Origin of the sequence: Micromonospora sp. NBRC 101691 (genome assembly GCF_030269285.1) — a bacterium.
GTDB classification, from domain to species: Bacteria; Actinomycetota; Actinomycetes; order Mycobacteriales; family Micromonosporaceae; genus Micromonospora; species Micromonospora echinospora.
In genome coordinates, this window is the sequence record NZ_BSTB01000001.1 from 561,417 (window position 1) to 585,857 (window position 24,441).

The 24,441-nt window shown below is 74.0% G+C and carries 21 protein-coding genes; 11 read left to right on the plus strand and 10 right to left on the minus strand.

The window, feature by feature from the left end; translation table 11 throughout:
• Positions 1–63 precede the first annotated feature (63 nt).
• From QSK20_RS02350 to QSK20_RS02360, 3 genes are read right to left on the minus strand one after another with little or no spacing between them, the layout of a single operon-like run.
• Positions 64–1,731, minus strand: coding sequence for a hypothetical protein (locus QSK20_RS02350; protein WP_285786863.1), 1,668 nt, complete (start codon positions 1,729–1,731; stop codon positions 64–66).
• A complete protein-coding gene (locus tag QSK20_RS02355; protein ID WP_285786864.1) occupies positions 1,724–4,705 on the minus strand; it encodes a bifunctional [glutamine synthetase] adenylyltransferase/[glutamine synthetase]-adenylyl-L-tyrosine phosphorylase in 2,982 nt (993 codons plus the stop codon). The genes QSK20_RS02350 and QSK20_RS02355 overlap by 8 nt, the downstream gene beginning before the upstream one ends.
• A 6-nt stretch (positions 4,706–4,711) precedes the next feature.
• Positions 4,712–5,479: a type 1 glutamine amidotransferase gene (locus tag QSK20_RS02360; protein ID WP_285786865.1), complete on the minus strand. Its 768-nt coding sequence runs from the start codon at positions 5,477–5,479 to the stop codon at positions 4,712–4,714.
• Positions 5,480–5,657: 178 nt separating this feature from the next.
• Here QSK20_RS02360 and QSK20_RS02365 point away from each other — a divergent pair, with 178 nt between their 5' ends.
• Both QSK20_RS02365 and QSK20_RS02370 read left to right on the plus strand, forming a co-directional pair.
• On the plus strand, positions 5,658–6,533 hold the full coding sequence (locus QSK20_RS02365; RefSeq protein ID WP_285787193.1) for a S66 peptidase family protein: 876 nt from the start codon (positions 5,658–5,660) through the stop codon (positions 6,531–6,533).
• 163 nt (positions 6,534–6,696) lie between these two features.
• The gene (locus QSK20_RS02370) at positions 6,697–7,134 is read left to right on the plus strand and encodes a hypothetical protein (protein WP_285786866.1); all 438 of its coding nucleotides are present in this window, start codon (positions 6,697–6,699) and stop codon (positions 7,132–7,134) included.
• A gap of 32 nt (positions 7,135–7,166) precedes the next feature.
• Here the strand turns inward: QSK20_RS02370 and QSK20_RS02375 are convergent, their stop codons facing one another.
• The 3 genes from QSK20_RS02375 to glnA form a co-directional block, all read right to left on the minus strand.
• Entirely contained in the window at positions 7,167–10,622 is a 3,456-nt protein-coding gene (locus QSK20_RS02375; RefSeq protein WP_285786867.1) for an NACHT domain-containing protein, read from the minus strand.
• A gap of 205 nt (positions 10,623–10,827) precedes the next feature.
• Positions 10,828–11,253, minus strand: a complete 426-nt coding sequence (locus QSK20_RS02380; protein WP_285786868.1) for a DUF350 domain-containing protein — start codon at positions 11,251–11,253, stop codon at positions 10,828–10,830.
• Between the two features lie 78 nt (positions 11,254–11,331).
• Positions 11,332–12,681, minus strand: coding sequence for a type I glutamate--ammonia ligase (glnA, locus tag QSK20_RS02385; RefSeq protein WP_088982775.1), 1,350 nt, complete (start codon positions 12,679–12,681; stop codon positions 11,332–11,334).
• A 221-nt stretch (positions 12,682–12,902) separates the two neighbouring features.
• Here glnA and QSK20_RS02390 point away from each other — a divergent pair, with 221 nt between their 5' ends.
• The 3 genes from QSK20_RS02390 to QSK20_RS02400 all read left to right on the plus strand — a co-directional run bounded on the left by QSK20_RS02390 (position 12,903) and on the right by QSK20_RS02400 (position 16,264).
• Positions 12,903–14,669: an NAD+ synthase gene (locus tag QSK20_RS02390; protein ID WP_285786869.1), complete on the plus strand. Its 1,767-nt coding sequence runs from the start codon at positions 12,903–12,905 to the stop codon at positions 14,667–14,669.
• Positions 14,670–14,766: 97 nt separating this feature from the next.
• On the plus strand, positions 14,767–15,642 hold the full coding sequence (gene panB / locus QSK20_RS02395; protein ID WP_285786870.1) for a 3-methyl-2-oxobutanoate hydroxymethyltransferase: 876 nt from the start codon (positions 14,767–14,769) through the stop codon (positions 15,640–15,642).
• Between the two features lie 91 nt (positions 15,643–15,733).
• Positions 15,734–16,264, plus strand: a complete 531-nt coding sequence (locus tag QSK20_RS02400; protein ID WP_285786871.1) for a hypothetical protein — start codon at positions 15,734–15,736, stop codon at positions 16,262–16,264.
• Here the strand turns inward: QSK20_RS02400 and npdG are convergent.
• Positions 16,251–16,946: an NADPH-dependent F420 reductase gene (npdG, locus tag QSK20_RS02405; RefSeq protein WP_285786872.1), complete on the minus strand. Its 696-nt coding sequence runs from the start codon at positions 16,944–16,946 to the stop codon at positions 16,251–16,253. The two genes, QSK20_RS02400 and npdG, sit on opposite strands and share 14 nt — an antisense overlap.
• Positions 16,947–17,014: 68 nt before the next feature.
• A complete protein-coding gene (locus QSK20_RS02410) occupies positions 17,015–18,439 on the minus strand; it encodes an RNB domain-containing ribonuclease (protein ID WP_285786873.1) in 1,425 nt (474 codons plus the stop codon).
• Between the two features lie 135 nt (positions 18,440–18,574).
• Here QSK20_RS02410 and QSK20_RS02415 point away from each other — a divergent pair, with 135 nt between their 5' ends.
• The 4 genes from QSK20_RS02415 to QSK20_RS02430 all read left to right on the plus strand — a co-directional run bounded on the left by QSK20_RS02415 (position 18,575) and on the right by QSK20_RS02430 (position 21,815).
• Entirely contained in the window at positions 18,575–20,008 is a 1,434-nt protein-coding gene (locus QSK20_RS02415) for a hypothetical protein (protein ID WP_285786874.1), read from the plus strand.
• Positions 20,009–20,310: 302 nt separating this feature from the next.
• Positions 20,311–20,682 carry a hypothetical protein gene (locus QSK20_RS02420; protein WP_285786875.1) on the plus strand — a complete coding sequence of 124 codons (372 nt, stop codon included), beginning with the start codon at positions 20,311–20,313 and terminating at the stop codon, positions 20,680–20,682.
• Entirely contained in the window at positions 20,679–21,161 is a 483-nt protein-coding gene (locus QSK20_RS02425) for a roadblock/LC7 domain-containing protein (protein ID WP_285786876.1), read from the plus strand. The genes QSK20_RS02420 and QSK20_RS02425 overlap by 4 nt, the downstream gene beginning before the upstream one ends.
• A 135-nt stretch (positions 21,162–21,296) precedes the next feature.
• Complete coding sequence (locus QSK20_RS02430; protein ID WP_285786877.1) at positions 21,297–21,815, plus strand: OsmC family protein; 519 nt, start codon at positions 21,297–21,299, stop codon at positions 21,813–21,815.
• A gap of 58 nt (positions 21,816–21,873) precedes the next feature.
• On the opposite strand, the gene QSK20_RS02435 is transcribed toward QSK20_RS02430, so the two are convergent.
• Positions 21,874–22,350, minus strand: a complete 477-nt coding sequence (locus QSK20_RS02435; RefSeq protein WP_285786878.1) for a DUF6194 family protein — start codon at positions 22,348–22,350, stop codon at positions 21,874–21,876.
• A gap of 82 nt (positions 22,351–22,432) precedes the next feature.
• Positions 22,433–22,924: a winged helix-turn-helix transcriptional regulator gene (locus QSK20_RS02440; protein ID WP_285786879.1), complete on the minus strand. Its 492-nt coding sequence runs from the start codon at positions 22,922–22,924 to the stop codon at positions 22,433–22,435.
• 104 nt (positions 22,925–23,028) lie between these two features.
• On the opposite strand from QSK20_RS02440, the gene QSK20_RS02445 reads away from it, so the two are divergent.
• Both QSK20_RS02445 and QSK20_RS02450 read left to right on the plus strand, forming a co-directional pair.
• On the plus strand, positions 23,029–23,628 hold the full coding sequence (locus tag QSK20_RS02445; RefSeq protein ID WP_285786880.1) for a dihydrofolate reductase family protein: 600 nt from the start codon (positions 23,029–23,031) through the stop codon (positions 23,626–23,628).
• Between the two features lie 156 nt (positions 23,629–23,784).
• Positions 23,785–24,177, plus strand: a complete 393-nt coding sequence (locus tag QSK20_RS02450; protein ID WP_285786881.1) for a hypothetical protein — start codon at positions 23,785–23,787, stop codon at positions 24,175–24,177.
• Positions 24,178–24,441 lie beyond the last annotated feature (264 nt).

The window sequence follows — 24,441 nt, forward strand, 5'->3', positions numbered from 1 at the left end:
GGCGGACGAGCCGGTTCCGCGACCGGCGGACGAGCCGTCCCCACCCTCGGTGCTCCGCGTCACTCAGCATCCTCCCCGGGGGCGCAGTGAACTGGTCAGCCGGTACTCCCCCGCGTCGTCGACCCGGACGGTGACCCAGTCGTCCGGACCCCGGGTGAGGCAGCCGCCCGGCCCCTCCAGGCTGAGCCACCGGGACCACCGGACACGGATCAGCAGGTCACCGGCGTCCGCCGGGGCGGTGAACCGCACCTGGCCCGGGTCGGAGGCGACCAGCCGGCCGGGGGCGGCCACCAGCGGCGTCGGGTCGGTGACCGCGTAGAGCCGCCAGGTGTCGTCGCGCCACACCTCGGTCAGGTACGGCAGCCCGCCGGCGACCAGGTCGGCCTCCTCCCGGGCCCAGCGGTCCGGCACGCTGTCCGGGGCGAGCGCGACGTACTGCACGGCGGTGTGGCGCAGCCAGTCGGCGTACGTGTCGGCGTCCAGGCCGGTGCGGTAGAACAGCGCGTTGCGGTCGGTGTCGACCTGCCGTTCCCAGCCCCGGGCCAGCGGCACGGTCGACGGCAGGTACGCCGACTCCCAGTGGTCGCGCAGCGGCACCACCTCGACCCGCCCGGCCGGGGCGCGGCGGGCCAGTTCGTCGGCGAGCGGCCGGTAGAAGGCGGCGGACGACTCGGGCGAACCGGCCCGCCCCAGGTCGGAGGTCATCACCGGGTTCTGCCACCAGACGGTGGCGGCGAGCAGCGCGGCCAGCCACCCGGCGGGCAGCGTCGCGTAGCCGGCCAGCACGGGCAGCGCGAAGAGCATCGGCAGCCGCAGCGCGTTCGACCCGATCGGGGTGGGCAGGTGGTACGCGGCGACCAGCAGCAGCACGGCCAACGCGGCCCCGGTCCGCAGCACCCGGCGTCGCCGGGGCAGCACCGCGAACACCAGCACGGCCAGCGCCACGTTGATCCGCATCGACTCGGCGGTGTACGGCTGGGTGCCGCCGTTGCCGAAGAGCACCGCCATCGGGGCGAGCGCGACGGCCGGGGCAAAGCAGAGCGTCAGCGCCTCGCCGAGCGGCCGGTCGATCCGCCAGCCGCCGGGCAACGGCCGCCCCGGACCGGTGCCGGGTCGCAGAGCGGCCAGCAGCAGCGCCGCGCCGGCCACCCCGGTGAAGAGTCCGGCCACCGGACTGGCCCAGGTGGCGAGCGCGGCGAGCAGCGCGGCCAGGGTGAGTCGCAGCGGGCGGGACGGCCGGTCGGCGGAGACCGCGACCAGGGCGGCCAGCCCGAGGGCCAGCCCGACGGCGAAGGTGATCCGCCCGCTGGCCAGGTTGCCGACCAGCACCACCGCGCCGAGCAGCCCGGCCAGCAGTGGTCGCCGGGCCCGGTGCCGGACGAACAGCCAGCCGAGCGCGGCGGCGGAGACCACTGCGGCGACCGCGCCGACCACCCGTACCCCGAACAGGGCGCCCAGTCCGGCGGTGAACAGGCTGTAGCCGTACTGGTGGACGCCGCCGTACCAGCCGAGGTCGACGGGCGTCATGCCGTGCCGGTCGACGAAGTCGGCGCGGGCGACCTGGGCGGCCAGGTCGGTGCCCATCGGCGGGGCAAGCAGAAACGCCACCGCGAGCAGCAGTCCGGCCCCGGTGACCAGCAGCGGGACCGGAAGCCGGGGGCCGGACGCCGGTGCGGTCGGCGTCCGGGCGGAGGCGGCCGTGGCCGTCGGGCGCGGCACCGGCTCAGGCATCGAGGACGTGTTCCATGGCGGTACGGCAGCGCCGGGCGGTGCGGAGGTACTCGTCGAGGAACTCGCCCGGGTCGTCCGCGCCGAGCAGCTGGACCACGCCGGCCAGTTCCACGCCGTGCCGGGGCAGCTGGTCGCCGTCCCGGCCCCGCACCAGCATCAGCGCGTTGCGGACCTGCGCGGCGGTCGTCCAGCCGGCGGCCATCGCGGCGGCGTCGGCCGGGTCGACCAGTCCGGCGTCGCGGGCGGCGGCCAGCGCCCCGAGGGTACGCGTGCCGCGCAGTTCCGGATGCCGGCCGGCGTACCGGAGCTGGAGCAGTTGCACCGCCCACTCGACGTCGGCGAGTCCGCCCCGGCCGAGCTTGGTGTGGGTGGCCGGATCCGCGCCCCGGGGCAGCCGTTCGGTCTCCACCCGGGCCTTGATGCGCCGGATCTCGACGACCTGTTCCCGGGTGAGTCCGTCGGTCGGGTAGCGCACCGGCTCGATCATCGCCTCGAACTCCTCGCCGAGGTCGGCGTCGCCGCAGACGAACCGGGCACGCAGCAGGGCCTGCGCCTCCCAGACCCGTGACCAGCGGGCGTAGTACTGGGCGTACGCGGCGAGGCTGCGGACCAGGGGTCCCTGCCGCCCCTCCGGGCGCAGGTCGGCGTCCACCCCGAGGGCCGGGTCGGGCGCGGGCATGCCGAGCAGCCGACGCAGTTCCTCGGCGATGCCGCGCGCGGCGGCGCTGGCCGTGTTCTCCTGCACCCCGGGCGGGGCATCGTAGACGAAGAGGACGTCGGCGTCGGAGAGGTAGTTCGACTCGTACCCGCCGAGGCGGCCCATGCCGATCACCGCGAACCGGAGTCCGGGCACGTCCGGGCGGGTGGCCCGGGCGGTGCGCAGCGCGGCGGTGAGGGTGGCGTCGGTCACCGCGGCCAGGGCCGCGCCGACGGCGCTGACGTCCGGTGGGGTCTGGCGGGTCGCCTTCGGGGCGAGCGAGCCGGCCCGGCTGAGCACGTCGGCGCAGGCGAGCCGGACCAGTTCGCGGCGGCGCAGCGCGCGGACCGCGCGGGTGGCCTCCACCGGGTCGGTGTGCCGGGCCGCCGCCGCGCTGAAGCCCTCGCAGAGCACCTCGCGGGGGCGCGGGGTCAGTTCGCTCTCCTCGGCCAGCAGCCGCAGCGCCTCGGGTTCCCGGGAGAGCAGGTCGGCGGCGTACCGGGACAGCGACAGCACCCGGGCCAGCCGGCGGGCCACCGGGCCCTCGTCGCGCAGCACCCGCAGATACCACGGGGTGCTGCCGAGCTTGTCGGAGACCTGCCGGTAGTTGAGCAGCCCCCGGTCCGGTTCCGGGGCGTCGGCGAACTCGCTGAGCAGCACCGGCAGCAGGGTGCGCTGGATGGCGGCGGTGCGGCTCACCCCGCCGGTGAGGGCCTGGAGGTGGCGCAGCGCCCCGGCCGGGTCGGCGAAGCCGAGGATCTCCAACCGGTTCCGGGCGGCCTCCGGGGTCAGTCGCAGCCCGTCGGCGGGGACCCGGGCCACCGACTCCAGCAGCGGCCGGTAGAGCAGCTTGGCGTGCAGTCGGCGTACCTCGGTGGCGTGGGTGACCCAGTCGGCGCGGAACGCCTCGACGGCGCTGCGTCCCGGCGTGGCGGTGTAGTCGAGCGCGGCGGCGAGCCAGCGCAGCCCGGCCGGCTCGGCCGGCACGGTGTGGGTACGGCGCAGGCCCTGGAGCTGGAGGCGGTGCTCGACGCCGCGCAGGAAGCGGTACCCGCGCAGCAGGCCCTCGCCGTCGGCGCGGCCCACGTAGCCGCCGGCGACCAGCGCGCGCAGCGTCGGGATGGTGCCCGGTTCGCGCAGCGACTCGTCGCCCCGGCCGTGCACCAGTTGCAGCAGCTGCACCGCGAACTCGATGTCGCGCAGCCCGCCCGGACCACGCTTGATCTCGCGTTCCAGCTCCTTCGGCGGGATGTTCTCGATGATCTTGCGACGCATCGCGCGGACGTCGGAGACCGCCTCCGGGCGTTCGGCGGCGCGCCACAGCAGCGGGGCGAGCTGGTCGATCCACTCCTGCGCCAGGGCCAGGTCACCGGCGGCCGGACGGGCTTTCAGCAGTGCCTGGAACTCCCAGGTGCGCGCCCAGCGGCGGTAGTAGGCGAGGTGGCTGCCGAGGGTGCGCACCAGCGGCCCCCGGTTGCCCTCGGGGCGCAGCGCGGCGTCCACCGGCCAGGCGACCAGTCCGCAGACGTGGATCAGCCGGGTGGCGATGGTGGTGGCCACGGTCAGGTCGGCGTCGTCGTCGGCCACGAAGATCACGTCGACGTCGGAGACGTAGTTCAGCTCGCCCCCGCCGCACTTGCCCATCGCCACCACGGCCAGGCGGGGCACCGGCGTGCCCTCGGCCAGTTCGCCGACCGCGATGTCGTAGGCGGCGGTGAGGGTGGCGTCGGCGAGCGCGGAGAGCGCCGCCATGGTCTGTTCCAGGGCCCGGCCGCCGGTCAGGTCGGCCGCCGCGATCCCCAGCAGGGCCAGCCGGTACGCCGCGCGCAGCGCCGGGATCGGCTTGCCCTCGCCGAGCGGGCCGAGCCGCCCGTCGGCGGTGGGGGCGAGCCCGTCCGGGGCCGTGACGAGGATCCGCCAGTGGTCCGGGTTGGCGACGAGGTGGTCGCCGAGCGCCGAGGACGCACCCAGCACCGCGACCAGCCGGCGGCGCAGCCCCGGGTCGGCGTGCAGCGCGGCCAACAGGGCCGGCTCCTCGATGGTCCGGCGTTCGGCCTCGACGATCCGGTGCAGCTGGCGCAGGGCCAGGTCCGGGTCGGCGGCCCGGGACAGCGCGGTCAGCAGCTCGGTGGCCGGCGCGTCGGCCGGTTCCTGCGACTCGGGCCGCCAGAGGCCGAGGCCCTCCGGGCCGAGCAGGTCGGCGGCGCGCACGCCCCCGTCGTCGCCGGTGCCGAATCCGTACCGGGCGAGGCGGTTGTTCCTGGTGGACCTGGTCATGCCGGCTCAGTGCCCGAGCAGGGGCAGGGTGGGCCGGGGCGGTTCGTCGCCCAGCTCGCCGAGGGCCAGCGCGGCGAACCGGGCGGCGAAGGGCTGCCAGACCTCCTCGATGTCGGCCATCACCGCGTCGCAGGCGGCCACCACCACCTCCGGGTCGTAGCCGAGCCCGGCCAGCAGCGCCGAGTCGGCGGCCCAGGTGGCGATCATGGCGGTGTCGCACTCGATGTGGAACTGGAAGCCCCAGGCCCGGTCGCCCATCCGGAACGCCTGGTTGGGGTAGCGGGTGGAGGCGGCGAGCAACGTCGCGCCCCGGGGCAGCTCGGTGATCTCGTCGACGTGCCACTGGATCACGTCGGGGATCAGCGGCACGTAGCGGAAGAGCGGGTCGGTCTCGGCGGCGTCCCGCTTGCCGACCACGCACGGGCCGACCTCGGGGCCGGACGGGCTGCGCACCACCTCGCCGGCGTGCGCGGTGGCGAGGAGCTGGCCGCCGAGGCAGATGCCGAGGGTGGGCACCCGGTGCCGGACCGCCTTGCGCAGCAGCCCCTCCAGGGCCGGGAACCAGGGCGCGCCGGGTGTGCCGTCCGGCTTCGGGTACGGCTGCTGTTCGCCGCCGAGCACCACCAGGGCGGCGTACCCGTCGAGGTCGGCGGGGAGGTCGTCACCGGCGTACGGGCGCAGGACCCGCAGCTCCAGCCCCGCCTCGGTCAGCCACTCCCCCAGTCGTCGGGGGTCGTCGGTCGGGTCGTTCTCGATCACCAGCGCGGTTGCCACGACGTCGAGGCTATCGGGTCACCCGTGCCACGCCGGACAGGCTCCGCCGCCGTGGAACACGTCCGGGCCGTGCGGCCGTACCGCCCGGCGACGCGGTCGGGGGCTAGGCTCTGCCGCTGTGAGCCGTACCCCCGACGACGTGGTCCGCCCGCCCGCCCTGCGCCCCGGCGACACGGTCATGCTGGTGTCGCCGTCCGGGCCGACCCGGCCGGAGCGGCTGGCCCGGGGCGTCGAGCTGCTCACCGGCTGGGGGCTGCGCCCGGTGCCGGCCCCGAACGCCTACGCCCGGCACGGGTACCTGGCCGGCGCCGACGAGCTGCGCGCCGCCGACCTGAACGCCGCGTTCGCCGACCCCGAGGTCCGTGGGGTGATCTGCACCCGGGGCGGGTACGGCGCGCAGCGCGTGGTGGACGCGATCGACATGGCCGCCGTACGCCGGGACCCGAAGGTGGTGGCCGGCTTCTCCGACATCACCGCTCTCCAGCTCGCGCTCTGGCGGGGCGCCCGGCTGGCCGGCGTGCACGGGCCGGGAGCGGCCTGGCGGGACGAACGCACCCCGCTGCGCTCGGCGGAGTCGCTGCACGCCGCGCTGACCACCACCGAGCCGGTCACCGTGGCCGCCGACCCGGCCGAGGAGACGTTTCCGGTACGCGTGCCGGGGCGGGCCACCGGGACGCTGCTCGGCGGGAACCTCTGCCTGGTCGTCGCCTCGCTCGGCACCCGGGACATGCCGGACCTGACCGGGGCGGTCCTGCTGGTCGAGGACGTGCAGGAGCCGCCGTACAAGGTGGACCGGATGCTCACCCAGCTCCGCCGGGCCGGGGCGTTGGACGGCCTCGCCGGGGTCGCGGTCGGCCAGTTCACCGGCTGCGCCGACGGCTGGGACACCACCGTGGTCGACGTGCTGACCGACCGTCTGGGCGACCTGGGCGTCCCGGTGCTCGGCGGTCTGCCGATCGGCCACGGTCCCGGTCAGCTCACCGTCCCGGTCGGCACCCCCGCCACCCTCGACGCCGAGACCGGCACCCTCACCGTCGCCCCCGCCGTCCGCTGACCCCTGCTCCTGCCACGCGATGTCCGCTTTACGGCTTTACGTCGGATTCATCGCAAACCGGCCCCGCAACTCTCAGCGGAATGACAGGCTCGCCATGGGTGCCCCCCAGCAATCCCGGTCACCGTCGTCGAGTCCAGGTCACACCCGAGCAGCAGGAGGAAGCATGGCCAGGAAACACCTGATCGCCGGGCTCGCGGCAGCCGGCGTACTCGGCCTGGGGGTGGCCGCGCCCGCGGTCGCCTTCGCCGAGAACGGCGACACCACGCCGAGCCCCGGTGCCACCACCAGCGAGGACAGGGGCACGAACCGGGCCGACCGGCAGAACGCGTTCGCCGAGGCGCTCGCCGAGGAGTTGGGCGTGCCCGCCGACAAGGTGACCGCCGCCCTGGAGAAGGTGCGCGAGGAGCGCAAGGGCGACCGCCCGGAGCGTGGCGGGTGGCGCGGTGGCGACGCCGCCGACCGGCAGGCCGCGCTGAAGGAGCGGCTGGCCAAGGCCGTCGAGGACGGCAAGCTCACCCAGGCGCAGGCCGACGCGATCACCGCGGCGGTCGAGGCCGGGGTCTTCCCCGGCGGCCACCGGGGCGACCGTCCCGGCAGGTGATCGAACGGTGACGCCGCCGTCCGTTCCCCTCGTCAGCCGGGGACGGACGGCGGCGGCTCGCCGGTTCCCGACTCCGTGTTCCGACCGGTTCCCGACTCCGCGTACCGACTGGGTCGCGGCGACGGTGGTCCGTCGGTCCGGCTCCCGCTCCCCGTGAGGAGGGACTCCGGCACCCACGGCCACGTCACGGCAGCAGGCATGACGGCGTCCGGTACCGCCAGTCGGCGCAGTCGTTCGACCAGGTCGGGACGGGTCTTCGCGAGCCACGGCGTCAGTCGGACGACCTCCGACTCCGCGTACCGGTAACTCCGGCGGTTCAGCTCGGTGAGCCGCACGTACGCCTCGGCCAGCAGCATCTCGAACTGCGGATTGATGTCGACCGGCATCCGGTTGGGCAACGCGTCGAGCAGGCCGGCCAGGACCTCGTCCGCCCCCGGGTCACGGCCGAGGAAGGCCAGGCAGCAGCGGACGAAGGAACAGCCGCTGACGACGTCCCAGTCCTCGACACGCCCGAGGTCACCGAGCACCCGCGCCGCAGCGTGGGGGCGGATCACCGGGTCCGTCGTGAGCCGGTCGAGCAGGAGGCTCAACAGTCGGGTCCGCTCCCGCATCGGGACCTGCGTCGCGGCGTCCACCACCGACCGGTAGTTCTCCTCGTGGCCCGCCCACTCGCCCGCCGTCGACGGCGTCAGCCACATCCGCAGCAGGGCGTGCAGCGCCGACCGCCAGCCGAGCCTGCCGTCGACCAGCAGTTCGAGCGGAACCGGGGCGTCCTCCAGCAGCGGTTCCAGCGCGTGCAGGAGCAGCACCTCACCTCCCGTCCAGCACTCGACGTGGGCCCGCTGCCGAAGTCGCCCGGTCTCCGGGGCCAGGTTCGCCGGTCCCGGGCCGTCCGCACTGACGAGTTCGAGCGTGAACGTCCAGCGGAGATCCACGGGTTGCCACTCGGAGGCACCGAGCCGGAGGCGGACGTTCCGACGCCGGTACCCGTCGACGCACCGGTCGAGGACGAGCGCGCCGACCAGGCTCTGGTACTCGCTGTGGGAGAGCTGCGACCGCCAGAACTGGATCTGGCGCCGCCAGAGGTGGTTGGGGTCCTCCGGGTCGGGCAGGAGGTCACTGCCCCAGACCTGACCGGCCACGCAGATGCCCAGCACGAGCAGGTTCACGCCGTACACGGCCAACCGCGCCGGCACCGGGAGCGGCCGGGGCGCGTACTGCGCGAAGCGACGGGGTGGACGCGGGTCGTGCGCCGCGTGGAAGAGCCGGAGCAGCACGCCGGCCGCGTCCGCCCGGCGGTCGGCCTCCCACGACCCGAGCAGTTCGGTGAGGAAGGTGACGACCGGTGCCCGTCCGGTGAGCGTGGCGAAGGAGAGCAGCGCGGCGAGCGGATCGTCGTCGAGATCCGGCCGCAGGGTGCTGGCGGCGGCGACGGCGGTCAGGTCGCGCAGAACCAGGGCGGTCGTCCGGGCGATCAGGAACTCGCCGAAGGTGGCGTGCAGGAACTCGTACGTCGCCACCCGCCGGTCGTTCCGGGTCGCCTGGGACCGGTGCACGAAGAAGAACCGCCCGAGCACGACCTCGGCGGTGCGCAGCGGGGCCCGCAGGTCGCTGCCGCCACGGGGCGTCGGCGGTCCCCCGAGGAAGGGCAGCGCGGCGAGGTCCGCCTCCAGGTCCTCCTCGGTGACCCACTGGACGCCCCGGTTGAACATGCCGAACGCCACCACCGCGAGCCGGCGCAGTTCGTCCTCGGCGGCCCGGTCCCGCTCCCGGTCGGGGAGCCCCGGTCGGTGTTTCTCCACCTCGCGCCGGGCGAAGCTGCGCAGCAACCGCTCGTACAGCTCGCTCCGGCGCAGGCCCTCGGCGGCGCGCAGGTCGTGCCCCGCGGCGGCGTAGAGGGCGAGCATCAGCAACAGCAGCGGCTGCTCGGCCAGTTCGCGGTGGGCGAGCACTGCTTCCGGCTCCAAGGGCTGGACGCCGAGCGGGTCGAACCCCTCGGCGTTGACCCGGTTCCAGGTCGCCACCCACCGCCGCACCCGGGTCTCGTCGAACGGCTCCAGCCGCAACGCGACGGTCTCCGGTGGTGGCTTGGCCCGGTCGGCGACGCTGGTACGGGTGGTGACCAGCACCGCCGCCGGCCGGCCCTGCTCGGCCTCCCGCAACTGGAAGCGGGCGACCCGTTGCAGGTAGTCGGTCTGGGTGACGCCGGTGGCCTGGAGCAGCTCGTCGAAGCCGTCGAGGAGCACCACCGGCAGCGCGTCCCCGGCGGAGCGGACCAGCGCCGGCCAGTCCAGCCGTTCCCCGGTGTCGTACCGGATCGCCTGTTCGATCTGGTCTTGGAGGTCCGCCTCGGCGGTCACCTCGCGCAGCGGCACCCGGACCGCCAGGAAGTCGGCCGGCGGAAGCTGGGCGGCGAGCACCCGGGTCAGCACGGACTTGCCGGAGCCGGGCTGGCCGAGCACCAGCAGAGGCGCCCGGGTGGCGGCCGGCGAGGTCAGGTGAGCGGTGAGGACGTTCGCCAGGTCGTCCCGGACGTTCTGGCGGGTCCACCATTCCTCGTCGCTGGGTCGCGCCCCCGGCCCCAGGACGGCCACCCGGCACCGGGGCGGCACGTACGCCTCGCCGAGCAGGGGCACCCGGACGCCGTCCGGTGCCTCGGCCGACTCGACGATCGGCCGGTCGAGTTTCGCCGTGTGGGCCCGGGCCAGGGCGGCCCGACGGTCGTCCGGCAGCCGGCCGGTGGAGATCCCGGCGAGCACCCGGTGCAGTTCCCCGAGCCCGGCGGCGAGCTGCCGCACCTCGTCCCGGGTGGCCTCGTGCTCGTGCAACCCGGACCAGTACGCCACCTCGGGGAAGTCCACCGCGAGCGCGGTGAGCAGGTCCCGGTGTCGGGCCACCGCCTCGTCCGGCAGCCGGCTGACCAGTTCCCGGAACGCCTCCCGGTGGGCCGCGGGCAGCCGGTCCCAGGTGGCGAGCCCGCTCACGTGTTCGGCCAGGCGTGACCCGAGTCGCGCGTAGTGGTCGTGCAGCGACTCGCGCAGTCGGGGATAGGGCAGGTGCGCGCCGGGCGTACCGGCGGAGACCGTGAACATCTGGGTGACAGTCGTGGTGAGCTGGGTGGCTCCGCCGCCGGCCAGGGCGAGCTGCTCGGTCTTGTCGATCTCCAGGTCGGCGAGGGCGAACGGCAGGTCGGCCTCGGCGAGCACCTCGAAGAAGGCGGTCACCGCGATGACCGCGTGCGCCGCCTCCAGCCGCTGCGTCCGGCCGTACCGGGACAGGCCGGACCGCTGCTCGGCGAGCTGGCGCAGCAGGTCCCGACCGAGCCGGACGAACTCGGCCTTGGCGTCGAAGAGACCCAGCAGTGCCGGTACCGGCACCGAGCCGGCGAGCAGCGTCCAGCCGGCAAGCCTGTCGAACGCCTCGACGAACCGGCTCCGCTCACCGCCGAGCAGGCGTACGGCGTCGGCGTAGCTGAGCACATCCGGCACGACGCCCCTCCCCTGACTCTCCGCCACCAGCATGCCGGGCGGGAGTCACCCTGACCGCCCCGCCACGCCTGTGGCGAGAGTCAGAATCCTGGACGGTTACCGTCCAAACAGAACGGTAACCGTCCAAGATCCGCGGGTGTGCAGGATGACTGCGGCGGGGCGCGGGTGACGGGCGGGTCGGGCGGGCGGGTCCCGGGGGGACGGGTCAGGCGATGCAGGCGCAGACGATCAACGCGGCCCCGAAGTGGGTGGCCGCGCTGACCTTGCCCGCCGGGTGCGGCTCGTCGGCGCAGATGATCTCACCGAGCTTGCCCGGGGTCAGCAGGTCGAGCACGAAGAACGCCAGCGCCATGATGACCAGGCCGACCACCCCGAAGACCGCCGTCGAGGCGAGCCCCTTGGCGAAGTCGTCGTAGCTGGTGAAGATCGCGGTGAACACGATCGCGGCGATACCGAGCTGGTTCGCGGCGAGCAGCAACGCGGCGTTGCCGTTGCGCCGGACCCAGATGAGATCCCGGAGCTTGCCCGGGGTGAGCACGTCGACCAGGCCGAAACCGGCCGCCATCAACACGACACCGACGATTCCGAACACGATGCTCTGCATCGCTCCGGTGAAGAGGTCCTCCAGCACCGACTGCCTCCCACAAGGTGTGCCGGTCAGGGGACGCCGGCAACGTGGTCGAGACGATAGCGGCAGGCCGCAACCGGGTCAGAGGGAGAGGTAGCGTTGCCGCTCGTAGGGGGTGACCTCGCGGCGGTACTGCTCCCACTCGGCGCGCTTGTTCCGGAGGAAGAAGTCGAAGACGTGCTCCCCGAGCACCTCGGCGACCAGCTCCGAACCGGACATCACGTCGATCGCCTCGGCCAGGTTCTCCGGCAGCGACTCGTAGCCCATCGCCCGGCGCTCGGCGCTGGACAGCGACCAGACGTCGTCCTCGGCTCCGGCCGGCAGCTCGTAGCCCTCCTCGATGCCCTTGAGCCCGGCGCCGAGCATCACCGCGAAGGCGAGGTACGGGTTGGTCGCCGAGTCCAGCGAGCGGACCTCGACCCGGGCCGAGTTCGGCTTGCCGTACGCGGGCACGCGGACCAGCGCGGACCGGTTGAGGTGCCCCCAGCAGACGTACGCCGGGCTCTCGGTGATCCGGTCCGGCAGCGCCTGCGGGAAGAGCCGCTTGTACGAGTTGACCCACTGGTTGGTCACCGCGGTGTACTCCCGGGCGTGGGTGAGCAGCCCCGCGATGAAGGACTTCGCCACCTTGGAGAGCTTCATCGGGTCTTCCGCGTCGTGGAAGACGTTGCGCTCCCCCTCGAACAGCGACAGGTGGGTGTGCATGCCGCTGCCCGGCTGGTCGGTGAAGGGCTTCGGCATGAAGCTGGCCTGCACGCCGGTGGAGAGCGCCACCTCCTTGACCACGTGCCGGAAGGTCATGATGTTGTCGGCGGTGGTCAGCGCGTCGGCGTACCGCAGGTCGATCTCCTGCTGGCCGGGGGCGACCTCGTGGTGGCTGAACTCCACCGAGATGCCGATCCGCTCCAGGGCGAGCACCGCCTGCCGGCGGAAGTCCCGGGCCACCGCGTGGGTGGTGTGCTCGAAGTAGCCGCCGGTGTCGACCGGGACCGGCACCGAGCCGTCCTGCGGGCCGTTCTCCAGCAGGAAGAACTCGATCTCGGGGTGGGTGTAGAAGGTGAAGCCCCGGTCGGCGGCCTTGGAGAGCATCCGGCGCAGCACGTGCCGGGGGTCGGCCCAGGACGGGCTGCCGTCGGGCAGGAGGATGTCGCAGAACATCCGGGCGCTCTCGCCGCTGACCCCGCCCTCGAAGGGGAAGACCTGGAAGGTGGTCGGGTCGGGCATGGCCACCATGTCGGACTCGAAGACCCGGGCGAAGCCCTCGATCGCCGAGCCGTCGAAGCCGATGCCCTCCTCGAAGGCGGCTTCCAGTTCGGCGGGCGCGACGGAGACGCTCTTGAGCGTGCCGAGCACGTCGGTGAACCACAACCGGACGAAACGGATGTCCCGCTCCTCCAGCGTACGGAGGACGAACTCCTGCTGACGGTCCACTTCCACCCCTCGCACGTCGCACGCCCGTCGTCGGACTACCCCGGGACGGCCTGACCGACCAGTGTTCACCGGCCTCGTTACGCCGACGTTACGCGACCACCGGGCGCGACGTCCCGGGTGTCCCACCCCGCTGCGCCGCTCCGGACGGGCTCGCCGACGGGCGACGCCCCACCCGGGCCGCCCGCCGCGCCGGCTCCGGCCGGCTGGGGCAAGATGAGGACATGCCCACCCTGCGCCTCGCTCTCGCCCAGGTCAACCCGACGGTCGGCGATCTGGCCGGCAACGCCGAGCTGGTCCGCCGGTGGACCCGCCGGGCGGCGGACGCCGGCGCCCGCCTCGTCGCCTTCCCGGAGATGGTGCTGACCGGCTACCCGGTCGAGGACCTGGTCTTCCGTCGCTCGTTCGTGGCCGCGTCCCGGGCCGCGCTGCGCTCCCTCGCCGCCGACCTGGCCGCCGACGGCCTCGGTGACCTGCCGGTCGTGGTCGGTTACCTGGACGCGGACGGGCCGCCGCAGGTCAGCGCGGACGCCGAACCGGGCCGGGGGGCACGCAACGCCGCCGCGGTGCTGCACGGGGGCACGGTGGTGGCCACCTACTTCAAGCACCACCTGCCCAACTACGGCGTCTTCGACGAGGACCGCTACTTCGTCGGCGGGGACACGCTCACCGTGGTCCGGGTCGACGGCGTGGACGTGGCGCTGACCATCTGCGAGGACCTCTGGCAGGCCGGCGGGCCGTTCGCGGTGGCCCGGCAGGCCGGGGTGGGCCTGGTGGTCACCATCAACGGCTCGCCGTACGAGCTGAACAAGGACGACATCCGGCTGCCGCTGGTCGGCCGCCGGGCCGTCGAGGCCGGCGCGGCCATCGCGTACGTCAACATGGTCGGCGGCCAGGACGAGCTGGTCTTCGAGGGCGACTCGATGGTGGTGGCCGCCGACGGCACGCTGCTCGCCCGCGCCCCGCAGTTCGTCGAGCACCTGATGGTGCACGACCTCGACCTGCCGGCCGCGCCGGAGTCCGGCACGCCGGAGTCCGGGGAGCTGGCCGACGGGATGCGGGTCGCCCGCACCCGGATCAGCGACGCCGGGCCCGCGCCCGCCGGACCGCCGGCGGTCGGTGGCCTCGTCGAGCCGGTCGCCGACGAGGCCGAGGTGTGGCAGGCCCTGGTGCTGGGGCTGCGCGACTACGTCGACAAGAACAGGTTCCCCTCGGTGGTGCTCGGGCTCTCCGGCGGCATCGACTCGGCGGTGGTGGCGGCCCTCGCGGTCGACGCGCTCGGCCCGCAGCGGGTGGTCGGGGTCTCCCTGCCCAGCCAGCACTCCTCCGAGCACTCCCGGGAGGACGCGGCGGAGCTGGCCAAGCGGACCGGGCTGGACTACCGCGTCGAGCCGATCCAGCCGATGGTGGACACCTTCCTGGCGAACATGTCGCTCTCCGGGGTGAGCGTGGAGAACCTCCAGGCCCGGGTCCGTGGGGTGATCCTCATGGCCCTGTCGAACCAGGAGGGGCACCTGGTCCTGACCACCGGCAACAAGAGCGAGCTGGCGGTCGGCTACTCCACCCTCTACGGCGACTCGGTGGGCGGCTACAACCCGGTCAAGGACGTCTGGAAGACGCTGATCTGGCGGCTGGCGAAGTGGCGCAACGCGGACGCGGCCAGCCGGGGCGAGACGCCGCCGATCCCGGAGAACTCGATCGGCAAGCCGCCGAGCGCCGAGCTGAGCCCCGGCCAGCTCGACAGCGACACCCTGCCCGACTACACGGTGCTCGACCCGATCCTGATCGGCTACGTCGACGGCGACCTGGGCCGGGAGGGGCTGGTCGAGGCGGGTCACGACCCGGCGGTGATCGACCGGGTGCTGCGGATGGTGGATACCGCCGAGTACAAGCGTCGGCAGTCCGCGCCGGGCACGAAGATCTCCATGAAGGCGTTCGGCCGGGACCGGCGACTGCCGATCACGAACCGGTGGCGCGAACACGGGCTGTGAATTCCTCCACTGCGCTCTGCCGGGTCGCCCTCGGGCGGTGCGACGATGCGGGTGGCCCGGGGACCGCGAGGGCGGCCTCGAGGCGAGAGGAGCGGACATGTCCGAAGCAGTGAGCGGCGCCGTGCCCACCGGCGACCCCGGTCCCCACGAGGTGACGGCGCTCTACGGCGGGCCGGCGACCCGGCGGGTACGCACCCGGGACCTGCTGGCCGCCAAGGAGCGCGGCGAGCGGTGGCCGATGCTGACCGCGTACGACCAGTACACCGCCGCGATCTTCGACCAGGCGGGCATCCCGGTGCTGCTGGTCGGCGACTCGGCGGCGAACAACGTCTTCGGCCACGAGACCACCCTCCCGGTCACCGTCGACGAGATGCTGTCCCTGGTCCGGGCGGTGGTCCGGGCCACCCGGCACACCCTGGTCGTGGCCGACCTGCCCTTCGGCTCGTACGAGGAGGGGCCGACGCAGGCGCTGCGCACGGCGGTGCGGTTCATGAAGGAGGGTGGCTGCCACGCGGTGAAGCTGGAGGGCGGCCGGCGTTGCGCCCCCCAGATCGAGGCGATCACCGGGGCGGGCATCCCGGTGATGGCGCACGTCGGTTTCACCCCGCAGCGGGAGCACACCATCGGCGGTTACCGGGTGCAGGGACGCGGTGAGGCCGCCGAGGAGGTGCTGGCCGACGCGCGGGCGGTGGCCGAGGCGGGCGCCTTCGCGGTGGTGCTGGAGATGGTGCCCGGTGAGGTCGCCAAGCGGGTGACCGGCGCGCTGACCATCCCGACCGTCGGCATCGGCGCCGGTCCGGAGACCAACGCGCAGGTGCTGGTCTGGCAGGACATGGCCGGCCTCCGTGGCGGGAAGGCTCCCCGTTTCGTCAAGCGCTACGCCGACCTGGCCGGCGTCCTGACCGACGCCACGCACCGCTTCGCCGACGAGGTCCGCGCCGGGGAGTTCCCGGCCGCCGAGCACACCTTCTGAGGTACGGGTCGGGCCGGGTGCCTCCCGGCCCGACCGCCGCGGCTCGCGGTGCCCGGGAGCGGTGGCCGTCGCCGACGGCCACAATCGGCGGGTGGACGACGACTTCGGGATCCCGGGCTACCGGGCGCGGTGGCTGAGCGGGCGTACGGCCGTCGCCGCCGCGCACGGGGCACGGCTGGCCGCGTTGACCGGCCGCACGCTGACCTGGGTGTGGCTGGCCTGGGACCTGTCCGACGACTCCTGGTTTGCCGACTGCCCGGTGCTGCTGGACTTCGCCGGTGAACAGGTCGAGGTCAACCACTGGAAGTTCGACGAGGTGACGGTCTCCTGGAACACCGTCGACCCGGCACGTGCCGTCCGGTGGCCCGGTATGGACGACGTCCCGATCGTCTGGCGTCCGGAGCCGCTGCCCGAGCTGGCCGGCCTGGTCGGTCGCCCGGTCACCGGCGTCGAACTGCTGGAGTGGCACGGCGACCCGGGTGACCTGGCGAACGGGACCGTGGCGCTCGGCGTCGACCTCGGCGACACGGTGCTCGTCGTCTTCAACGCGCTCGACGAGAACGGCCTCCTCGTCGGCCCGCTGCCACCCGGGTACCGGCGTCACCGGCTCACAGGTCGGTGACCCGGATGCCGGCGTGCGCCTTGTACCGCTTGTTGATGGCGATCAGGTTGGCGGTGAACGCCTCGATCTGGTGGGCGTTACGCAGCCGGCCGGCGTAGATGCCCCGCATGCCGGGGATCCGGGCGGCCAGCGCGGCGACCACGGCGGCGGCGTCCCGGTCCTCGGTGCAGACGAGCACGTCGAGCTGGATCCGGTCGATCTCCGGGTCGGCGAGCAGGGGCGCGCTGACGTGGTTGAACGCGGCGCACACCCGGGACTCGGGCAGCAGCGCGGCGGCCTGCTGGACGGCGCTGCCCTCCTCGACGGTCAGCGCGTACGGGCCCTGCTTGTCGAAGCCGAGCGGGTTCACGCAGTCGACGACGATCTTGCCGGCGAGCGGTCCGGCCAGGGCGGCCACGGTGGCGGCGTGCCCGTCCCAGGGCACCGCCACGATCACCACGTCGCTGCGCCGGGCCACCTCCTCGTTGCCGGCCCCGGCGACGGTGGCGGCGGCCACCCCGGGCAACGCGGCGATCTCCCGCGCGGCCTCCTCGGCGCGCTCGGCGGACCGGGAGCCGATCAGCACGGTCTGCCCGGCCCGGGCGAACCGGTAGGCGAGCCCCCGTCCCTGGTCGCCGGTGCCGCCGATGATGCCCACGGTCAGCCCGGACACGTCGGGCAGCGCGCTCGCGTCGTATGCCATGGGCTCATCCTCGCAAACGGTCCCGCGCGGGCGGCAGAGCCTTCGGCGGTGAGAAACTCCGCAACCGGTCAGGCGCGGGCGAAGGCCACCCGGCGGGCCGCCGGATCGGCGGTCACCAGACGGACGGTGATCCGTTCGCCCAGCGGCAGCTCACCGGTGCAGCGGGCCCGCACCGGCGGCGAGTCCAGCGCCACCGTCCCGCCGGGCTGCCGGCCCGGACGGGTGGCAGGGGCGTCCACGTCCAGCACCGCCGCCTCGAACGTCTCCCCCACCCGGTCGGCGAGCAGCACCGCCTCGGCGAGCTCGATCGCGCCCCGGGTGGCCGCCCCGGCGGTCCGGTCGGTGGCCGCCATCGTCTCGGGGAGCTTCGGCAGCGCCGCCCGCGCCCACTCCGGCACCGGCCGGTCCTCGTACAGGGCGAGGCAGACCTCGGTGGCGTACCGGTCGGCGAGCCTCCGCAGCGGCGCGGTGACGTGGGCGTACGCGGCGGCCACCCCGCCGTGCCCCGGCTCGGCCGGCGCCTCGCCGTCGAAGGCCGTGTACGCGGCCCCGCGCATCAGCTCGGCGGCCTGGTCGACGAAGGCCGCCGCCCGGGGCCGGGCCGGGTCGAGCCGGGCGATGACGTCGCCGACCGGCATCCCGTCCGGCCAGTCCACCCCGAGCGGGGCGGCGGCGGCCCGCAACCGGGCCACCGCCTCCGGTTTCGCGGCGGGCATCGTCCGCAGCAGTCCGATCCGGCCGGCAAGCATGAGGTCGGCGGCGGCCATCCCGGTCAGCAGGGAGATCTGCGCGTTGTGGTCCTCCATCGGCACCGGTCCGCGCAGCACCAGCCGCCAGCCGTCGCCGTCGGGTTCCACGTCCTGCTCGGGCAGGGGCAGGTTGACCGCCCCGCGCCGGAGACCGCGCGCGGTCAGCAGGGCACCCAGTTCCGGCAGGAGGGCGATCGGCTCGGCCAGCCGGCCGGCGTCGGCGTCGGCCTGCACGCCCCGGTAGTCGAGCTTGGCGCGGCTGCGGACCCGGGCCCGTTCCAGGTGGACGCCGACGGTCGCCGCGTCGGCGTCCAGGTCGATGGTCCAGAGCACGGCCGCCCGCTCGACGTCGGGCAGCAGGCTCGCCGCGCCCTCGCTGAGCGTCTCCGGGTGCAGCGGCACGTTGCCGTCGGGCAGGTAGACGGTCTGTCCGCGCCGCCAGGTCTCCGCCTCCAGCGCCCCGCCGGGGCGGACGTGGGTGGCGACGTCGGCGATGGCGTAGCGCACCTGGTAGCCGCCGCCCGGTCGCCGGGTCAGGCACATCGCCTGGTCCAGGTCGCGGGAGGTGGCCGGGTCGAGGGTGACCAGCGGGACGTCGGTCCGGTCGGCGAGCGCCGGCAGGGGACGCGCCGCCGCCTCGTCCGCCTCCTGCTGCGCCTCGGGTGGGAAGCGGTCGGGCAACCCCAGTTCCCGCCGGAGCGCGCCGAAGTCGATGCGGGGTGCCAGCACACGTCGGATGACCACGGCACCCATCCTGGCAGCGCACGGGCGGTTCCGCTCGGGAGGCCGCCCGCCCGGTGGACGGCGCGGCGTGCGTACCCGGGTCAGTCGGCCGGACCGGTGGCCCGGCGGGCTCGGGCCGGAGCGGCGCCCGCCGGCTTGACCGTCGACCGTCCTGCGGCCACCTTCCGGCCGGCGGTCTTGCGGGCCGAGGTGGTCCGCTTCGTGGTGGCGGTCGACGTGCTGGTCCGGGCCTCGCGCCGGGCGGCGGCCGACGCGGCGGCGGTGCGGGACGGCGCCTGCTTCGCGGTCGACGTGGTGGACGCCGGTCGCCGCGAGGCGGCCGCGCGGACCGGGGCCTGGGTGGCCGTGGTCGCCTTCCGGGCCGCCGGGCGGGTCGCCGTCGTCGCCTTCCGGGCCGTGGTGGCGGCGGTGCGCTTCGCGGTGGTCGCCTTCCGGCCGGTCGCGGCGGCGCGGCCGGTCGCGGCCGAGACGGTCCGCTTCGCCGCCGTGGCGGTCTTCGTCACCGCCGTGGCCTTCTTCGCCGCGCCGGTAGCGGTCCGCTTCGCCGCCGTGGTCGTCTTCGTCGCCGCCGTCGTCTTCTTCGGGGCGCTGGTCTTCTTCGCCACCGTCGTCTTCTTGGGCGCGGTTGCCTTCTTCGCCACCGTCGCCGTCTTCTTCGGGGCGCTGGTCTTCTTCGCCACCGCCGTCTTCCTCGGCGCGGTCGCCTTCTTCGCCGTGCTTGCCTTCTTCGGCGCGGTGGTGGCGGTCCGCTTCGCCGCCGCCGTGGTCGGCCGGGCGGTCGGAGCCGCCTTCGTGGTCCCTCCGGTGGCAGCCTTCCGCGCCGTACCGGCTCCCGTGGTGGCGTTCCCGCGCGCCGACGTACCGGCGCTCCGGGCGGCGGTGTCCGGGCCGGCCGATCTCCGGGCGGCGGTACGCGAGCCGGCGGATCCCGTACCGCCCGAGGTCTTTCGGGCCGGACCCGGACCGGTGACGCTCGTGCGGTTCGTGTTGGCGACGGCACCGGCGGGTGCCTGCCGGGCGACCGGGCCGGTCCGCCGGGCGGTGGTGGCACGGGTCGCCGTCACCTCGCCCGCCGTGCCACGGCGGGCCGCCGTGGTGGACTTCCGGACCGGGGTCGTGCTGCTGGCAGCGGTGTTCCGCTCCGCCGCGGCGGTCTTCCTGGCGGTGGTCCGGGCGGTGGCCGGGCGGGTGGCGGCCCTGCGTGCGTCGGCCATCTCGTCTCCCTCCTCGGGGACATGCGCTCGCGAGGCTCCGTCCGGAGCCCGGAGTTCCTCGACGCGGGGTGTCCCGCGTCGTTCATCTGTCCTCCCCGGCCCAGCGGGCGTCCTCGGCCTCCCACGCCTCGTTCCGCTCCTGCACCCGCTCCAGGGCGTTCTCGGCGTCGGCTGCCGACGGATACGGACCGAGCACGAACTTGGCCGGGCACTTGTCGGCCTCGGTCTCGACCCGATGGTGTCGCAGGCACCAGTAGTAGCTTCCGCGTCCGCTGTCACTCATGACATCACTGTGCACCCGGGCGCCACCGGCCGCCACCGGATCATGCGTAGCCGCCGATGTCATCCACAGTAGACGTGCTTCCAGCGGCAGGAGGCGAAACGGCGAAGAACACCGGTACGGCACCCGGACGGGTCACCCACGGCCCCTAACAGACGACCACGCGCCGGAGCCATCCACCGGACGGCAGGTTCTCGCTGGTAAGTGGTGTGCTCCCGACGGCTGGTCGAATGGTTGGGCCGTTGTCGAGGTGCGCTGACCTGGGCGATGTGCGAGCCTCGTTGCAACGTTCCACAAGGCGTTGCGCCGACCCGGGCATCCGTCCCTGGCACCGTACCTGTCGGCAGCGGCGCCATCTCGCTGACTGGGGGAAGTTCGTGGCGAACCTTGACGTCGCCCTGAAGAACGCGATGCAGATCGAGGGCGCCATCGGTGTCGCCGTGGTGGACTACACCAGCGGCATGACGCTCGGCGTCGCGGGGGGCACCGCCGAGCTGGACCTGACGGTCGCCGCAGCCGGCAACACCGACGTGGTCCGCGCCAAGATGCGCACCATCGAGATGCTGAAGCTCAACGACGAGATCGAGGACGTCCTCATCACGCTCGGCACGCAGTACCACCTGATCCGGCCGTTGACCGGCCGCCACGGCAAGGGCCTGTTCCTCTACCTGATGCTCAGCAAGAGCCGGGCCAACCTGGCTCTCGCCCGGCACCAGTTGCGCAACATCGAGGAGAGCCTGGAGCTGTGAGCGCCCCCGTCCCGGGCGAGACAGCCCTTCCCCGCCGGGTCCGACCGGCCGGCCCACCGCCACCGCCGGAACGTCACGTCCCGTCGCTGGCCGGCAGCCGGTCCCTGCCGTACGCGGCGATCAACACCGAACTGGCCGAGCTGCGGCTCCAGATCCCGGGTGTGACCGGTTGCGTCCTGGGCGGGGTCGACGGGCTGCTCATCACCCACACCATGCCCGGCGGATCGAGTCCGGACGACCTGGCCGCCCTCGCCGCCAGCACCTTCGGTCTGGGCCGGCAGGTCGGTCTGAGCCTCCGGCAGGGACCGTTCCGGCAGTCGACCGTCCGCAACGCCACCGGCTACCTCAGCGTCTACGCCGTCGACAGCCAGGCGCTGCTCGCCGTGGTCGGCGAGGACGCGGTCAACGTGGCCCGGCTGCACCTGCACGCGCCCGGGGTGGCCGAGCGCCTCGCCGTCCTGCTCGCCGCGCCGCGCTGAGCCGGCCCGTCACCGTCGACCCCGCACCCGGCGGCTGTCACGGCCACGCGACCGTCCGGGCCGTCCCGACCCGGCACTGCGCCGCGACCTGATCCGGCTCTGGCTGGATGCGGGCCGGATCGGCAGAATCGCGGCATGACGAGGCTGCACGAGTACGAGACGGTGGTCAGCTGGACCGGCGACCGGGGCACCGGCACCAGCGGCTACCGCGACTACGACCGCGACCACGAGGTGACCGCCGACGGCCCGGCGGCCATCGGCGGCAGCGCCGATCCCGCGTTCCGGGGCGATCCGGGCCGGTGGAACCCGGAACAGCTGCTGGTCGCCGCGCTCGCGCAGTGCCACATGCTGTCGTACCTGGCGCTCTGCGCCCGGCAGGGCGTGGTCGTCACCGGGTACGTCGACCGGGCGCGCGGCACCATGGCGCAGCAGGGCGACGGCGGGCACTTCACCTCGGTGGTGCTGCGGCCGGTCGTCCGGGTCGCCACGACCGAGATGCGGACCAGCGCGCTCGCCCTGCACGAACAGGCGCATGCCGTCTGCTTCATCGCCAACTCGGTGAGCTTCCCGGTCAGCCACGAGCCGACCGTCGTCGTCGACGACGCGCCGGAGCCGCCCGGATCCACCGGTCCGGACCTCCGGCTCCCGGCCTGACCCGGCCCCGGACGTCCGGGCTCCGGACCCGTACCGGCCGGATCGGTCCCCGTACCGCTCAGCCGGTCGGGCGGCGGTACCGGGCGGCGGCCCGGGCGTGCGCCCCGGTGAGCAGGTCCCGGAGCTGCCCGGCGGTGGTCGGGGCCGGGTTGAGCACCGAGATCCAACCCTGCGTCGCGTAGAGCGGATGGGGCAGCATCCGGTCGAGGGCGGCGTAGTCGTGGTCGCCGTGGTGCTCCGCCTGCGCGGCCGGCGGGTAGCCGAACAGGTCCTCGAAGACCTGCCGGCCGACGGCCACGTTCACCCGGAAAACGCCGTCCCGGTCGAGGTCCGAAGCGGTGTCGAAGCCCGGGTAGTCCTTCACCACGATCGTCGCGAACGGCATCCGACGGTCGGCGGGCAGGACCCGTTCGGGGTCGTAGTAGAAGAAGTGGTCCCCCCACGCCACCTCGGGGGCACCTGTCTCCGGGCCGGCGGTGAGCAGCTCGACACCGGGCAGTGCGCCGACGAAGGCGACGACATCCTCTTCGCGCATCGGATCAGTATGCGGGAGGGCACCAGCGGTCACGGTGGGGCGCCGACGGCGAGGCCGGCACGCGGGCGGACGCCGCGGGACCTCACTCCCGGGCCAGCTCGGCCTCGTACGCCGCGCGCAACTCGGCGAACACCGACCCGGCGCCGGGCGGCCGGGAGACACCGAGGTGCTGCTCCCGGAGCTCGTCCATGAACCGGTCCCACAGCTCGGGGCCGCCACGCTCCAGCAACTCCGCCCGGACGGCCAGCTCCCGGCTGACCGGCAGGTGGCGCCGGCCCCACGCGCCGAGGTGCGCGAGCACCGGTACGAGCTGGATGGCGGGTTCGGTGAGCGAGTAGACGACCTTCTGCCGGTGGGTGGGGTCGGGTGCGCGGGAGACCAGACCGTGCGCGACGAGCCGGTGCAGCCGGTCGGCGAGGATGTTCGAGGCGATCCCCTCCTGGGAGCCGGTCAGCAACTCGCGGAAGTGCCGGCGGTTGCCGAACATCATGTCCCGGACGACCACCAGCGACCAGCGGTCACCGAGGACCTCCACCGCAAGGTTGATCGGACAGCCCGAACGGCGCTCCGCCACGTCGAAACCCCTCCGCCACGCCAAACTGATTGCAGTCTACAAGCGGATGGGCTAGCGTGCGAACTGGTTGCACAATGCAATCGGTCACCGGAACGGAGAGCACCATGTCCCCACGGGTCGTCTGCGACATCTCGATCTCCGCCGACGGCTACGCCGCCGGCCCGAACCAGACGGCCGAGAAGCCGTTCGGCGACGGACCGGTCGACCGGTTGCACGCGTGGATGTTCGACACCCCCGACGAGAACCGGGCCGAGGTGGACCGGATCACCGCCGCCGGCGCCTACGTGATGGGCCGCAACATGTTCGGCCCGGTACGCGGCGAGTGGGACCTGAGCTGGACCGGCTGGTGGGGTGAGGAACCGCCCTACCACCGGCCGGTGTACGTGCTCACCCACCACGCCCGCGCCCCGCTGACCATGAAGGGCGGCACCACCTTCACCTTCGTCACCGAGGGCATCCACGCCGCCCTCGACCAGGCCCGCGCGGCGGCGGGTGATCTCGACGTCGCCATCGCCGGAGGCGCGTCCACCGTGAACCAGTACCTGACCGCCGGACTCCTCGACGAGTTGCGCACCCACATCGCCCCGGTCACCCTCGGCGCCGGTGAACGCCTCTTCGACGGCGTACCGCCCCGGCACCTCGAACTGGTCGGGGCCCGGGCCGCCGCCCTCGTCACGCACGTCACCTACCGGACACGAGGCTGACCCCGGCCTCCCGGTCGGCGCGACGCGTGCACGGTGCGGACGCGGGACGCCGTGTCCACACTCGCCCCGCCCCGGGAGGCACCGAATGCGGTGGTGTCGCCGGTCGATGTGTCGGTACCGTTCGGCCCCGGCAGGATTCCGAGTGGCGAGGTCGACATGAGAAGCGGTGACGGTACGACGGTCCTGTGGCGCCCCACCGGGCCACAGGAACTGGCCCTCGTTCGTGATTCCGGCTGGCGGCGCTGGCCGCCGCGCCTGCCGGACCAGCCGATCTTCTATCCGGTCCTGAACGAGGACTACGCGATCACGATCGCCCGGGACTGGAACGTGCCGGCCTCCGGCTCCGGTTACGTCACCCGTTTCCGGGTCGACTCCGACTTCCTCCGCCGCTACCCCGTCCGGCAGGTCGGTGGGCGGACCATCCTCGAACTGTGGGTGCCGGCCGAGGAACTCGACGAGTTCAACGCGCACATCGTCGGACCGATCGAGGTCGTCCACGAGTTCCACCGACCCGCCACCACGGTTCACCGTCCCGACCAGGGCGGGTGATCGGGCAGGCGGCCGCCCGGGTCGGCCGCCTGCCCGAGTCGCGCGGAGGAGCCGGCATCGACGGGCGGGCTCGGCGGCCCCGACGCGGAAAAGCCGGTCGGATCGGCAGCGGACCTTCGCCACGACTGTTCGCCTGACACCGACGTGATCGACGGCCGCCGCAATTCACCGGCGCATTCGACATCGACGTCGTTCGTGGCGGCGACGACAGCGGCGCGCATTCTCCCCCGCGATCTCCGGGCGTCGCGCTGCCCGTTTCCCCGC

Bases quoted from the DNA above. Each gene is read 5' to 3' on its own strand.
- QSK20_RS02445 (WP_285786880.1), top strand. From the start codon at position 23,029: ATGTCCCCACGGGTCGTCTGCGACATCTCGATCTCCGCCGACGGCTAC.
- QSK20_RS02435 (WP_285786878.1), bottom strand. From the start codon at position 22,350: ATGCGCGAAGAGGATGTCGTCGCCTTCGTCGGCGCACTGCCCGGTGTC.
- QSK20_RS02350 (WP_285786863.1), bottom strand. From the start codon at position 1,731: ATGCCTGAGCCGGTGCCGCGCCCGACGGCCACGGCCGCCTCCGCCCGG.
- QSK20_RS02365 (WP_285787193.1), top strand. From the start codon at position 5,658: ATGCTGGTGTCGCCGTCCGGGCCGACCCGGCCGGAGCGGCTGGCCCGG.
- QSK20_RS02355 (WP_285786864.1), bottom strand. From the start codon at position 4,705: ATGACCAGGTCCACCAGGAACAACCGCCTCGCCCGGTACGGATTCGGC.
- QSK20_RS02390 (WP_285786869.1), top strand. From the start codon at position 12,903: ATGCCCACCCTGCGCCTCGCTCTCGCCCAGGTCAACCCGACGGTCGGC.
- npdG (WP_285786872.1), bottom strand. From the start codon at position 16,946: ATGGCATACGACGCGAGCGCGCTGCCCGACGTGTCCGGGCTGACCGTG.
- QSK20_RS02370 (WP_285786866.1), top strand. From the start codon at position 6,697: ATGGCCAGGAAACACCTGATCGCCGGGCTCGCGGCAGCCGGCGTACTC.
- QSK20_RS02450 (WP_285786881.1), top strand. From the start codon at position 23,785: ATGAGAAGCGGTGACGGTACGACGGTCCTGTGGCGCCCCACCGGGCCA.
- panB (WP_285786870.1), top strand. From the start codon at position 14,767: ATGTCCGAAGCAGTGAGCGGCGCCGTGCCCACCGGCGACCCCGGTCCC.
- QSK20_RS02430 (WP_285786877.1), top strand. From the start codon at position 21,297: ATGACGAGGCTGCACGAGTACGAGACGGTGGTCAGCTGGACCGGCGAC.